Annotated in this window: 11 protein-coding genes; 6 read left to right on the top strand and 5 right to left on the bottom strand. The window is 57.8% G+C overall.

Annotated elements, in window-relative coordinates; translation table 11 throughout:
- The first annotated feature begins 34 nt into the window (after window positions 1-34).
- From ACR0JF_RS08290 to ACR0JF_RS08265, 6 genes are all read left to right on the top strand, one after another.
- Complete coding sequence (locus ACR0JF_RS08290) at window positions 35-979, top strand: M10 family metallopeptidase C-terminal domain-containing protein (protein ID WP_170659097.1); 945 nt, start codon at window positions 35-37, stop codon at window positions 977-979.
- 240 nt (window positions 980-1,219) lie between these two features.
- Window positions 1,220-1,810: a TetR/AcrR family transcriptional regulator gene (locus ACR0JF_RS08285; RefSeq protein WP_480669130.1), complete on the top strand. Its 591-nt coding sequence runs from the start codon at window positions 1,220-1,222 to the stop codon at window positions 1,808-1,810.
- Window positions 1,807-2,070, top strand: coding sequence for a hypothetical protein (locus tag ACR0JF_RS08280; protein WP_170659099.1), 264 nt, complete (start codon window positions 1,807-1,809; stop codon window positions 2,068-2,070). Before ACR0JF_RS08285 ends, ACR0JF_RS08280 begins: the two co-directional genes overlap by 4 nt.
- 9 nt (window positions 2,071-2,079) lie before the next feature.
- Window positions 2,080-3,231, top strand: coding sequence for an SRPBCC family protein (locus ACR0JF_RS08275; RefSeq protein WP_170659100.1), 1,152 nt, complete (start codon window positions 2,080-2,082; stop codon window positions 3,229-3,231).
- An 18-nt stretch (window positions 3,232-3,249) separates the two neighbouring features.
- Window positions 3,250-3,723, top strand: coding sequence for a hypothetical protein (locus ACR0JF_RS08270; RefSeq protein ID WP_170659101.1), 474 nt, complete (start codon window positions 3,250-3,252; stop codon window positions 3,721-3,723).
- Between the two features lie 12 nt (window positions 3,724-3,735).
- Window positions 3,736-4,794 carry a ferredoxin--NADP reductase gene (locus ACR0JF_RS08265; RefSeq protein ID WP_170659102.1) on the top strand — a complete coding sequence of 353 codons (1,059 nt, stop codon included), beginning with the start codon at window positions 3,736-3,738 and terminating at the stop codon, window positions 4,792-4,794.
- Window positions 4,795-5,190: 396 nt separating this feature from the next.
- On the opposite strand, the gene guaD is transcribed toward ACR0JF_RS08265, so the two are convergent.
- The 5 genes from guaD to xdhA form a co-directional block, all read right to left on the bottom strand.
- Complete coding sequence (guaD, locus tag ACR0JF_RS08260) at window positions 5,191-6,519, bottom strand: guanine deaminase (RefSeq protein ID WP_170659103.1); 1,329 nt, start codon at window positions 6,517-6,519, stop codon at window positions 5,191-5,193.
- Window positions 6,520-6,582: 63 nt separating this feature from the next.
- A complete protein-coding gene (locus ACR0JF_RS08255) occupies window positions 6,583-8,184 on the bottom strand; it encodes a permease family protein (protein ID WP_170659104.1) in 1,602 nt (533 codons plus the stop codon).
- A 43-nt stretch (window positions 8,185-8,227) separates the two neighbouring features.
- On the bottom strand, window positions 8,228-9,106 hold the full coding sequence (xdhC, locus tag ACR0JF_RS08250; protein ID WP_170659105.1) for a xanthine dehydrogenase accessory protein XdhC: 879 nt from the start codon (window positions 9,104-9,106) through the stop codon (window positions 8,228-8,230).
- A 3-nt stretch (window positions 9,107-9,109) separates the two neighbouring features.
- The gene (xdhB, locus tag ACR0JF_RS08245) at window positions 9,110-11,428 is read right to left on the bottom strand and encodes a xanthine dehydrogenase molybdopterin binding subunit (RefSeq protein ID WP_170659106.1); all 2,319 of its coding nucleotides are present in this window, start codon (window positions 11,426-11,428) and stop codon (window positions 9,110-9,112) included.
- A gap of 15 nt (window positions 11,429-11,443) precedes the next feature.
- The gene (gene xdhA / locus ACR0JF_RS08240; protein ID WP_170659107.1) at window positions 11,444-12,907 is read right to left on the bottom strand and encodes a xanthine dehydrogenase small subunit; all 1,464 of its coding nucleotides are present in this window, start codon (window positions 12,905-12,907) and stop codon (window positions 11,444-11,446) included.
- Window positions 12,908-12,964: the final 57 nt, after the last annotated feature.

Here is a 12,964-nt window from a genome sequence, read left to right as displayed (position 1 = left end):
TCCGTGACCAGAAAGTTGCGGGCCGGTTGTGGGCATGGCGCAGGACGACATGCTCAGCGCTGGGGTGCTGGATGCCCAACTCTCCGGCGGGGACGGAGATGACATCCTCATCGCTGGGAGTGGTGAGACGACGCTGACAGGCGGGGCAGGGGCCGATATTTTCGTCATGCGATATGGCAGCGACCCCACGACGATCACGGATTTCGAAGCCGGCACCGATCGGTTGGACATGTTCGACTATCTTCTGCTGCGCAACCCCGATCAATTGACCTTTACCGCTACATCTCAAGGGGCCGACATCCAGTATCTGAATGAGGTCGTCCACGTAATATCCTCGACCGGTGCGCCATTGACGAAAGAAGAGGTTTTTGGCTCCGGGTTCGGTGGACCAGACCACATTCCGGTGGATTTCGGAACATTTGGCGGGTTGGAGCCTGCAAGCTCGGACGGCATTCAGGGCCGCGTGAGCTTCGATTCCGAGACCGTCAATCCGGCTCTTGCAGATGCCGAGATCAAGTTCACTCCGACCGGAGGCGGCACCGTCACAGCAACCACGGATGAGACCGGATTCTTTGATCTGAATGTTCGGAATGGGACGTTGACCGGAGAGCTGGAGGTCGTCAAAAACTATTCAACAGCGAGCGGACGAATTAACGCTCTGGATGAGTTGCAGGTTCTGCGCATCTCGGTTGGTCTGGATCCGACATGGGGCCCGGCGGCCCCAGAAAACCTGATTGCCACTGATATCACCCAGAACGGGGCCGTCAACGCACTGGACGCGCTCTCCATCTTGCAGGCGGCGGTTGGACAAACCTCGCCAATTCCCGCGAAATGGGTTTTTCTGGACGCGGATACCGACCTCTCTGGGATAACGCGAAATGCGGTGAACTATGACACTCAGATGGATGTTACTTTCCAAGACGGGTCATTTGCGGTGGATATGACCTCTATTCTTTTGGGAAACATCGAGTCGTTGTGACGGCGTTCTGCGATCCATTTACCTCGGCTGAACTTGCTTTCCCGAACCGGTTTGTGGTCATGTTGAAAAAGCTGAGGGGCGGGCTGTCGCACAAGCGACCGCAGAGGATGATGGCTGGCCATTCGCTATAGCCCCCCGAAAAGCAGTTTCTTTTCACCCGCTGATCTCAAAGTAAATTGTCATAGTTGACAAAAAATTCCCAATCATTATTTGTCATCAATGACAATCTACGGGGCCGCAATGCCAAGACCATCTCTGAAAGACCAACGATCTCAGGAAATCCTGGATGCGTATCTCACATGCGTGGCGCGGTTCGGCCTTGACGGCGCGACCCAGGAACGGATCGCAGAGGAAGCTGGCGTCAAGCGCCCCATGCTGCGCCACTATCTTGGCAACAAGGACGAAATGATTGCCGCACTTGCCGAGTACACGCTTGAAGGCTTTGCGATGTCACTGGACGGCCTGCGGCACGCCCTGCCAGACAGAGCAACGCCAACCGATCTTGTGGACGCTCTTTTTGCCGAAAACAGCGGAACTGATCCGCGGTTGATGTTGGCGTATCAGGCGCTGGTGACTGTTGTTCCGGATCGCCCCGAATTTCGGCAGGATCTTTTGGACAGCCTAAGTGCCTTCTTTGACGTGGTTGAGGATGTCCTGAGGCGCGCTGCCCCTGACGCACCGGATACAAGCATTCGTGCCGTGACTCAGGGTATTTCCGCAATCTTTGTCAGCATGGATGCCCTGTCGCCACTCGAGCCGCCCAAAGTTTGGCGCGCGGAATTGAAACTGGCGGCGTCTTTGCTGGCCTCTACGCTGGAGGCCGAGCGATGAGCCACACCAGAACCGCGAACTATATAGCTCTGCCTGTCCTGTTGGCTGCTGCTGTCCTGGGTTACTACTGGGTCTGGGGGCTGCTCTTCCTGTGGTGGACCATTCCGACCATCCTGAATGGTCAGGCCTTTCTGGTGTTCGAGATCAACCGAAACGACGATCCAGTTCTTTTCTGGGCCATAGTCTGCCTTTGGGCTTTGTCGGGACTGATGATGCTCGCCGCCAGCCTTTTCCCGCAATACGCCTATCTGATGACCTGAGGGATAAAGATGACCAAAATGTATCATCACCTGCCAGTCGAAGCCTATACCTCGCAGTATTGGTTCGACCGAGAACAACAACAGATCTTCTCACGCACCTGGCGTTTTGCAGGATTGGTTGAGGATATCGAAGGCCCCGGGCACTATCTGTCGGTGCAGGCAGGTTTGAACAACCTGTTTGTCGTCATGGGGCGCGATCACCGGCTGCGGGCCTTTCACAATATCTGCCGTCATCGCGGTACGCAGCTGATCCGCGCGGTTGGCAAGACGCAAAAAGCGCTTACATGTCCCTACCACGATTGGACCTATGGTCTGGAAGGCAATCTGATCTCCGTTCCCGATGAGGCGTCGGAATTTCCCGGTGGTATCGATAAATCCTGCCTTGGCCTCAAACCGGCGAGCGTAGACGTCTGGCGCGGTATGTTGTTCGTCCATCCTGATCCGAACGCGCCCACGCTTGCGGAGTGGTTTGGCGAGGTCGATCCATTCCTTGGCCCGCACAAGCCCGAGGAACTGGTAGAGTACGCTGAAGGCCGGAACACCTATGAGATCAAGGCAAATTGGAAGATCGTTGTCGAGAATTATATCGACGTCTATCACCTGAGCCACCTGCATTCCAACACCCTGCACATGTATGACCATGCCAAGGCAGAATACGGGTGGAAGGGGCCGCACTATTACTTTTGGGAGCCTCCGTCCGCGGAGTACGCCAAGGACCACGAGGCGAACCTGCCGCTGCCGCGCGCGATCCCAAAACCGCATGTCGGCGCCTGGGTTCCAATGCTCTTTCCCGGCATAGGTATTGGGGCCAGTGAGGAAAGCTGGAACCTTTTTGTCATCACGCCACTGGCGCCCGACATGACGCGCATCGAAAATCGCACGAAACTGGCCAACGCATCAGACTGGACGTTTCAGAAACAGCAGTGGAAAAGCTGGGGTTTTTGGAAGGACTTTGGCGGTGCGAAGTACCAAGGGGACGATGCCGCCGGCGAAGACGATCCGATGGCATCCGGAGACTTCACGACCGAGGATATCTATGCCTGCGAACAACAGCAGAAGTCCCTGAAAAGCCCTTACTTGGAAATCGGCCCGGCCGGGATTGGCGAAAGTCCGATTGCTCGCCACCAGAAAGCCGTGTTGGAGTTCATGAAGGATGATTGAACAATGCGGAGATCACTAATGACGCCTGTTCAAGCTACCCTGACAGGCGTGGTCATCGCGTCGGCTTTGGTGCTGACAGCGCAAGCAGACACGCCTGAAGAGATCTCTGCCCGTGTCCTGGCGGCTCAAGACGAAGATGGCCTTCTGGCTACGTGGGACAGTTGGCATCCCGAAGCCACACACCGGATCGTCCTCAAATACGGTACCGAGCAGGAAGATGATGTCTTCACTTACCGTGTGGGAGATGGGGCGGCCGCTACCGATGCTGAACTCCCCAAGGATCTGGAGGACTACAAGGAAACTGAGCGATCCAAGCCTAAAATGACCACCCGCTTCGAAGATGAGATCCACCACGTAACCGCGGTTACGGATGTTGAATATGATTGGCAGGGATATGCGGGCAAAATGCGTCAAACAGATGAGTTTGTCTTTGAACCTTACCTTGGCGGGATGGTGATCCGGTCATTGACCACAACCTATGACTACCGGTGATAGGGTGATCTAATGCAACGCAACTTCTATCCATTGACCATATCTGACATCCGCACAGAGATCGGCGGTGTAGCCACAAGTGTCACTTTAGATGTCCCTGCCAGACTGGCTGATCTGTTTAAATGGATAGCAGGGCAACATCTGACGGTCAGATTTCTGACCGAAGGACAGGAGCATAGGCGCAGCTACACCATCTCAAACCCACCTGGATCAGCACTGCGCATCACTGTGAAACGTGTGAAAGACGGGATCGTTTCGAACCATATCGGTGATGCTCTGTCGGTAGGGGATATCATCGAAGTCATGCCCCCCTTTGGACAGTTCACCTTAACGCCCGGACCCCTTAAACGCCGCACGCACTATTTCTTTGGCTCGGGCAGCGGCATCACGCCCCTATACGCGATGATCAATGCCGTTTTGACGGCAGAGCCGCATTCCGTCGCGCATTTGGTTTTCGGCAACACCAACGCGGACAGCATCATTTTTCGGGACGAGTTGGAGCATTTTCAAGCTCGATACCCGAAACGCTTTTCTGTGCGACATGTTCTGTCCCACCCTTCCTTGTTCAGTTGGTTCAGCCCTTGGCGCACAGGTCGGTTGGACGCAAACGCAGTTCAGGCCGCTATTGCCGAGACCCCACCGGTGGCACAGGACACGCAATACTGGATCTGCGGTCCGGGCAGCATGAACACTGACCTGCGGGCGGCGCTCAAGAATTTGGACGTGCCTGACGCTCGCATTTACACGGAAAGCTTTGGTGGCGATGTCAAACCCGATCTCAGCACGTCAGGAGTCGCGGCGACAGCCCGCATAAATCTGCATGGTGCATGGCATGATGTACCTTTGGCTGCGGGTCAAACCATACTGGAAGCTGCTCAAGCGAAAGGCTTGAACCCACCATACAGTTGCCAGTCCGGTGTTTGTGGTGCCTGTGTTGCCCGCCTGACCGAAGGGGCCGTCCATATGCGGAACCGCGTTGCACTCGAAGGCGGAGATATCTCGAAAGGGCTCATCCTCTGCTGTCAATGCGTTGCGACGCAAAAAAGCATCGCCTTGAAGTTTGAGGGGTAGATTCGGGATCACGAAAAACGCAGGCAGAAGCCAAGCAAACAAATCGAAACTCCACACCGCAAGTTGAAGGATTGGAAGTGGTGGCTGCGAGAAGATCAAATCTCCTTGCAGACCCGCGTTTTAACCTAAAACACTGGTACTCGCAGCCAAGTCAGAGGATTTTGCCGTCACCTGCCTTGTTACTCGAAGTGCGTAAGGACGGATTACAGACCGATTTGTAATCGAACCCGAAGTATCTTTTGGAGACCAGAAGCATCCTGCGCTCTTTGCCTTGCGCGGCAACGGGCTTGGACGTGTCGTTTTGAAGGGTCTAGCCCGGATCGAGCATGTCGACTGATCCGGGCTTTCAAGCAAAGACCGTCGCGGGCTGGAAATGGGCCCGCGTTACAGGTGCTGCTAGGCAGGGACTTTGGCTCGTTCAGGTTGCGGCCCTGCAACCTTGCTGGGTGTCCCCGACACATAGACTTCCTCGATCGCGCGGTCGTCTCCCATCATCTGCAGGACGAACAGTTCTAGTGACAGGCTGTCCACCCGGTCCATTCGAAGGGCCATGGCCGGGGTACTGCGTGCGTTCAGAACGACGACATCCGCTTCACTTCCCGGGGCGAGCGTGCCGATTTTGTCTTCGAGACCCAGAACGCAGGCATTGCCACGTGTTGCCCAATGGAACGCTTGCAAAGGGTGCAGGGCTGTCCCTTGCAATTGCAGGACTTTGTAACCTTCGTTCAGGGTTTGCAGCATCGAATAGCTTGTGCCTGCGCCAATATCCGTTGCGATCCCATTTGCGATCCCACGCGCGCTCAGCCTGGCATGATCAAACAGGCCACTGCCCAGAAACAGGTTCGACGTCGGGCAGAACACAGGATGCGCGCCGGTTTCAGCAAGCGCGCCGATCTCGCGCGGTTCAAGATGGATGGAGTGTCCGAGCAGGGTTTTCCGTCCCAGAAGACCGTAGGACTGATAGACATCGAGATAGTCGCGGGCCTGAGGATAGAGTTTTTTGGTAAAGGCGATCTCGTCCTTGTTTTCCGATAGGTGTGTCTGGGTGTGGCAGTCGGGATGCTCTTGCGCCAGCGCCTGGGCCATGGCCATCTGGTCCGGGGTTGAGGTGATTGCAAACCGGGGCGTGATGACATAGCCGTTGCGTCCCTTGCCATGCCAGTCGGTGATTAGAGCTTTGGTGTCGTCATATCCGGATTGGGGCGTATCCTGCAGCGCCTCGGGCGCGTTGCGGTCCATCAGGACCTTTCCGCCAAGCATGCGCATGTTGCGTCTGGTCGCCTCGGTAAAGAACGCGTCAGCCGAGGTTTTGTGGACCGAGCAATAGGCAACCGCCGTCGTGGTGCCATGCGCAATCAGCTGATCATAGAACGCCCGCGCCATGGTCGCGCTGTGCCCGTCCGAGGCAAAGCGGGTTTCTTCGGGGAATGTGTAGGTGTTGAGCCAGTCCAAGAGCTGTACGCCCCACGAGGCGATCACCTGCACTTGAGGGAAGTGGATATGGGTGTCGATAAACCCCGCCATCATCAGATGAGGGCGATGGTCCGTCACAGGCACGTCTTCGGCCTTTGCGCTGATCGTCGAGAATGGGCCGGTGTCCTGAATGATCCCGTCCCGGATCAGCAGCGCGCCGTCCTCAAGATAGGTATAGGCGCCGGTATCTTCGCCGTTCTGGGGCTCACGATGAAAGGTCAGCAGACGACCGCGCAGCAATCTCTGTGTCATGGAATGTCTCGTATGTCGTGGGAAGACGGGTAGGGGGCAGCCCTGAGGCTGCCCCATCATGGATCAGGCCTGTTGTGCAGGTGTATCGTCGTCGATCAGATCGGGCTCATCTGGAACGATCACGCGATGCTCAAGATCCTCTTTAGGGGCGAGCATCGGGTAGAGATACAGGAACCCGCCGACGATCAGATAGCCGATGGTAATCCCGTCGAACTGTGGCATCTGCAGCGTGTAAGAGTGGATGATCCCTACCGCCGACATAAGCCCGCCAGCGACGGCAAACGCCCCTGCCATGCGGAACCGGCCGTCAATCACGTCGGCCACAATGGCGCCCCAGATCAGACCTGTGATGATTGCACCTTGGCTCAGCGCCAGATGCCCTTCGTAGTGGGCTCCCTCCATCAACAGAGCGGCGGTCAGGCCTTCGTCACCCAGCGCAGGCAGGCCCTCGACACCGCTACTGCGCAGCGCGTTCATCAGCGACCCCCATTTGACCATCAGGAAGGCCGAGATATGTGGCAGGATCGCGAAGGAGACCGCAGCCATGTGCATCGGCTTCACCGCCCAGGCCGTGTTGGTGATCAGGCTGACCGAGACAAAGACCAGAACAGGCGCCGCAGCCGCAATCGGGATAAGACCCGCGAGGAAGGACAAGAAGCCAAGGAAAGCGGCAGCCGCGATCACGACGGCCACACCCACGATGTAGCCCGCATGTGCATCAAGCCGCTTGTAAGCGGGATGACCGATATAGACTGTCGTCGGGAATGGAGAGCCAAACAGCGCGCCCAACATCGTACCCGCGCCATCCGTTACCTGGCACAGCCCTACGGGGTAATGATCTCCCGCGGCCTCGGCGGACTCCACGTTGTTCATGGTTTCGATGAAGTTGTAGATCTGGACCGGGATCAGCACCAGAAACAGCTCAGGGTTGGCGAACAGGTACTGCACACCGGCGATGAGGTCGCCGAAATAGGGGATTGGCGGGTAGAAGCCGATGCCGCTTGTGTCGATTTTCGATTCACCAAGGATGATGGCAATCACCGTGCCCGCCGCAATCGCGACCAGACCGGCAGGCACGTTGCCAGGCAGGCGGAACCGCCCGATTAGACCCCAAAGGATGAACAGCAGTGAGGTAAAACCGATAATCGGGTTCTCAAACACCTCGGCCAGCGGGACTGAGCCGATAAAGACTAGCGCAATGCCGCACAGCGTGCCGAGCATCCCGGCGCGCGGAGTAATTCGCTTGAGGTAAGGACCCACAAGCGCGCCAAGGGCTGCGACGATCCCGCCCATGAAGCCCGCGCCGATACCGACCTGCCAGGCCAGCATCGGGTCGTTGGTGGCCCAGTAAATGGGTCCAATTACGCCGAAAAGATAGACGAACATGACCGGGGTCGAGATGCCGTAGGGCAGGGCGGTGACGTCTTCGCCCTTCCGGGTGGCCGCCCATTTGGCGAGAAACGTGTACACTCCGACACCGGCCAGGATTGCAATGGCGGCACCGGGTACGATGCGGCCAAAGACGATCTCGGCTGGCATCTGGAACACGAACTGACAGACCCCGGACAGGATCAGCAGGTTTACTAGGTTATCCGTAAAAAGCGCCCAGAAAGCGCTGAAGTCGCTGCGGGTAAACAGCTTGTATTCGTAGGTCCTCCCGTCCATGACGGTCTCCTCCTCTGATAGGACCGGAATTGCCTGGTGGATGTCAGGCGGATCTCCCTCTCCGGTCGTGATGTTGGCCCGCATGGGGCGCCTTGGTTGCCCCGGTTGGGGCGGTCGCGGCAGTTTCAGAGGTCAGTTCAGCCATCAACTCAGCCACCACGAAGGCGGCGATGACGCTGGGCCGCTTGTCGCGGCTACCGCTTGCCCCGATGGGGCATCTCAAATGTTCGATGGATTGTCCGTCACACTGTTTAAGTGCCCAATTCCTCAGCTTGATCCGCTTGGTCGCGGATCCGATCATGCCAACATAGGCCGCGTCCTGACGTTCAAGCGCGGCGGTGGTCAGCAGGAAGTCAAGCCCGTGATCATGGGTCAGGACGACAAAGGCGCTGCCTTTGGGCGCACTTAGGATTTCGGCTTCGGGAATTGCACTCAGCCGGGTTTCGACATTCGCAGTGCAGAGGTCGATTTCCTCGGCCCGTGTGTCAACGAGGATGCAGCGCACAGGCAAGTGCTGAAAAAGATCCGCAAGTGCGCGACCCACATGACCAGCTCCCATCACGTAGACATGTGGCAAGGCATCTTCGCGCCGCGCCGCCCTGTATGTTGCAGCCTCCTTGTCTGAGGACCGCATGCGGATCAGTTGCAATTCGACCCGTCCCCCGCAGCATTGGCCAATTTCTGGCCCGAGCGGCACATCCATATCCCGGTTTAGCGACCCGTCCCGCAGCATGTCCCGCGCAGCGTTGATGGCCATGAATTCCAATTGCCCACCGCCGATCGTCCCCCACAGCGCGCTTGGCGCTACGAACATCTCAGTCCCTTCGTTGCGCGGCGAAGACCCGCGCACACGCGTTAGCGCGATGCGGATCACGCTGCTTTGTTCGGCCAGAAACGTCTTCAGGGACTGCGCGGCAGGCATCGTTTAGGCACCGTTTTGCAGGCGGGCAACGGCCATGAGGACACGCTCGGGCGTGGCTGGGGCGTCCAGTCGAGGACATTCCCGGTAGTCGGCGACGGATGCCACAGCCATCGACAGGGCCTCGAACACCGAAATTCCCAGCATGAAGGGCGGCTCACCTACGGCTTTGGAGCGCTTGATCGTCAACTCTCGGTTTTCCGACCAATCGGCGAGTTTCACATTGAAGATACGCGGGCGGTCCGAGGCCAACGGGATCTTGTATGTCGACGGAGCATGGGTGCGCAGGCGACCGGCATCATCCCACCAAAGCTCCTCGGTGGTCAGCCAGCCCATGCCCTGAACAAAGGCCCCCTCAACCTGACCCTTATCGAGAATGGGATTCAGTGAGCGTCCGACATCGTGCAGCACATCCGTGCGGTCGACCCGGTATTCTCCGGTCAGGGTATCTATGGTCACTTCCGAACAGGATGCCCCATAGGCGTAGTAGTAGAACGGGCGGCCTTGTCCCTTGTCCCGTTCCCAGTGGATCTTGGGGGTTTTGTAGAACCCGGCTGCCGACAGCTGTACACGCGCCAGATAAGCTTGCTTGATAAAAGCGTTAAAGGGCAGAACCTCTTCGCCGATGTGAACATGATTGGCGTGAAAGAGCACCTGCTCGGGGCTCACATCCCATGTTTCCGAAGCAAATTTCACCAGCCGTTCCTTGATCTGCTCGACCGCATGCAACGCGGCCATTCCGTTCAGGTCGGTACCGCTGGAAGCTGCAGTGGCGGATGTGTTAGGGACCTTCTCGGTCGTGGTCTTCGTGATCTTGATCCGGTTGAAATCAACCTGGAAGGCCTCGGCCACCACCTGCGCGACTTTGGTGTTGAGGCCTTGCCCCATTTCGGTGCCGCCGTGGTTCAGATGGATCGAACCGTCTTTGTAGACGTGCACGAGCGCGCCGGCCTGATTGTACCACGTTGCTGTGAACGAGATGCCGAATTTCACAGGCGTCAGAGCGATCCCCTTTTTCAGGATCGGTGAGGATTGGTTGAAAGCGATGATGTCCTGACGCCGCTGGCGGTAGTCTGAGGTCTGCTCCAGTTCTCCGACCAGCCGGTCCAGAATGGTGTCTTCGACCACTTGATGATAGGGTGTTACGTTCCGCTCTTCGGTGCCATAGAAATTGGCCTTGCGCACATCCAGAGGGTCCTGTCCCGTGGCATAGGCGATTTCCTCGATCATCCTTTCCGCCGCGATCACCCCCTGCGGCCCACCAAATCCGCGGAAGGCGGTGTTTGAGACAGTATTGGTTTTCATCGGATGGCTGTTAAGGCGCACATTCGGGTAAAAATAAGCGTTATCTGCATGAAACAGCGCTCGGTCGGTCACCGGCCCCGACAGATCTGCCGAGAACCCGCAGCGCGCGGCAAAGCTGCTTTCAACAGCTTGAATGCGACCGCCATCGTCAAAGGCCACGTCATAGTCGATCACAAAGTCATGGCGTTTGCCGGTCGCCGTCATATCCTGATCCCGGTCGGGCCTGATCTTGACGGCGCGGTTCCACTTCTTCGCGGCCATGGCGGCCACAACGCAGAACAGGTTCATCTGGCTTTCCTTGCCGCCAAAGCCACCACCCATGCGGCGGACATTGACCACAACCGCATTGGACGGCACCCCAAGAACATGGGCCACCATATGCTGCGCCTCAGATGGATGTTGGGTCGAACAATGCACGACCACATCGTCATCTTCGCCCGGAATGGCAAAGGCGATGTGACCTTCAAGGTACATGTGGTCCTGACCGCCAACGCGCATCCGGCCTTGGATCCGATTGGGGGCCGCAGCCTGAGCGGCGGCAACATCCCCTCGCTCCAGCTTAAGAGGGGCGGTGACATGCGGGTAGCCGGCGTTTTGGGCCTCAATGGGGTCAAGCGCATGGGGCAAGGTTTCGTATTTGATCTCTGCCAGCTCGGCGGCGCGGCGTGCGATGTCGCGAGTCTCGGCTATGACGGCAAACAGGGGTTGGCCGTGAAACTGAATGGCATCAGTTGGGAAAACCGGCTCGTCGTTCAGATGCGTCGGGCTGATGTCATTTATCCCTGGGACGTCATCTGCCGTCAGAACCCCAACTACGCCGGGTGTCGCTAGAACCTTGGCAAAGTCGATGCCCAACAGTTTGGCATGGGCCACGTCGGACACACCAAGATAGGCGTTCAGCGCGCCTTGGGGTAGGGCAATATCGTCGGTGTAGTCAGCCCCTCCGGTAACATGCTTGATCGCGCTGTCGTGGTTGACGTCGGTGTGGGCTGCCCCAACGATGGAAACGGTGTCTTTCATTGTGTCGTCTCCTTGTTACGCACAAGCCAGTTGAACGGGGGTGTCTGTCTGGGCGTCATGTTCGAGGAAGAACCGACGCAGCAGGTTCTGGGCCGTTAGCATCCGATAGTCGGACGAGGCTCGCCAATCGGTCAGGGGGGAGAAATCCTGAGACAGCGCAGTTGCCGCCGCTTCGAAACTTTCCCGCGACCAGGGCTGACCGTTCAGAGCAGCCTCGGCAGCAGACGCGCGCTTTGGCGTCGCGGCCATGCCACCCATGGCGATGCGGGCGTCGCAGATGATGCCATCTTCAACCGACATATGAATACCTGCCGCCACCGATGAGATATCCTCATCGCGGCGCTTCGAGATCTTGTAGGCGGCGTTCATTTCCTTTGGCTGGGGCAGAGGAACACGTATGCTTTCGACAAACTCGTCCGGTTGGCGATCTTGTTTGCCGTAGTCAATGAAGAATGCGTCCAGCGGCAAGGTCCGCACATCTGACCCTCGCCGCAGCGTGATTTCCGCTCCAAGCGCGATCAGCACAGGCGGCGTGTCCCCGATGGGAGAGCCGTTGGCGATGTTGCCGCCCACTGTGCCCATATTGCGCACCTGCCACCCGGCGATGCGATCCCAGTATGAGGTCAGGTGCGGTAGATGCTCGGAGAGCAAGTCTTGGCAATCGGTGTAGCTGGCACCTGCACCGATCAGCAGGTGTTGGTCCTGTTTTTCAACTGTTTTCAAGTCTTCGAGATGCCCGGTAAAGATCGCCGGTCCGATTTTGCGCAGGAATTTCGTGACCCAAATGCCCACATCCGTTGCGCCCGCGACGATAGTGGCCTCTGGGTAAGTCTGCAGGCACTCGGCCAGATCATCCACGCTGGAGGGAAGGATGCTCATATTGTCCTTCGGACCCGAGACGACGCGGCGACCGTCTTTCAGTGCTGCCAGACGACCTGTCATGGCCTCACGTTCGGTGTTCAGGTGGTCCGAGGCCGGGGTGCCGTAGCGGCTGACAGCAACAGCCGCCCGAATGATCGGTTCATACCCGGTGCAGCGGCACAAATTGCCCTGCAAGGCGGTTTCGACCTGCGCCTCTGTTGGTTCGGGCGTTTGCATCCACAGCGCATAGAGCGCCATGACGAAGCCCGGTGTGCAGAACCCGCACTGGCTGCCGTGATGATCAACCATGGCTTGCTGTACCGGATGAAGGCGACCGTCGGGGCCGGACAGATACTCAACCGTTACGACATGGCAGCCGTCCAAAGAAGCGAGGAACCGAATGCATGCATTCACTGGGGCATAGGAAAGACCTGTCCGTCCAAGTCGCCCGACAAGCACGGTACATGCACCGCAATCGCCTTCGGCGCAGCCTTCCTTGGTGCCGGTCAGTCGTCGTTCGAGACGTAGAAAATCCAGAAGAGTCTGGTCGGCTGATACGTCTGGAACAGATACATCCTTGCCATTCAGGACAAATCGGATGTCAGTGCGCGGCGTCATGCTAATCTCCCTCTACACCTGCCTTCGGGTGGGTCGCCGCAGGACCATAGAGTCAGA

Source organism: Ruegeria sp. BG11 (genome assembly GCF_056538565.1).
Note: the sequence above shows the minus strand (reverse complement) of the source record. Positions and strands in the feature narration are given on the sequence as shown.

Excerpts from the sequence above, each read along its gene's own strand:
- ACR0JF_RS08290 (WP_170659097.1), top strand. The coding sequence starts at position 35 with ATGGCGCAGGACGACATGCTCAGCGCTGGGGTGCTGGATGCCCAACTC.
- ACR0JF_RS08285 (WP_480669130.1), top strand. The coding sequence starts at position 1,220 with ATGCCAAGACCATCTCTGAAAGACCAACGATCTCAGGAAATCCTGGAT.
- ACR0JF_RS08280 (WP_170659099.1), top strand. The coding sequence starts at position 1,807 with ATGAGCCACACCAGAACCGCGAACTATATAGCTCTGCCTGTCCTGTTG.
- ACR0JF_RS08275 (WP_170659100.1), top strand. The coding sequence starts at position 2,080 with ATGACCAAAATGTATCATCACCTGCCAGTCGAAGCCTATACCTCGCAG.
- ACR0JF_RS08270 (WP_170659101.1), top strand. The coding sequence starts at position 3,250 with ATGACGCCTGTTCAAGCTACCCTGACAGGCGTGGTCATCGCGTCGGCT.
- ACR0JF_RS08265 (WP_170659102.1), top strand. The coding sequence starts at position 3,736 with ATGCAACGCAACTTCTATCCATTGACCATATCTGACATCCGCACAGAG.
- guaD (WP_170659103.1), bottom strand. The coding sequence starts at position 6,519 with ATGACACAGAGATTGCTGCGCGGTCGTCTGCTGACCTTTCATCGTGAG.
- ACR0JF_RS08255 (WP_170659104.1), bottom strand. The coding sequence starts at position 8,184 with ATGGACGGGAGGACCTACGAATACAAGCTGTTTACCCGCAGCGACTTC.
- xdhC (WP_170659105.1), bottom strand. The coding sequence starts at position 9,106 with ATGCCTGCCGCGCAGTCCCTGAAGACGTTTCTGGCCGAACAAAGCAGC.
- xdhB (WP_170659106.1), bottom strand. The coding sequence starts at position 11,428 with ATGAAAGACACCGTTTCCATCGTTGGGGCAGCCCACACCGACGTCAAC.
- xdhA (WP_170659107.1), bottom strand. The coding sequence starts at position 12,907 with ATGACGCCGCGCACTGACATCCGATTTGTCCTGAATGGCAAGGATGTA.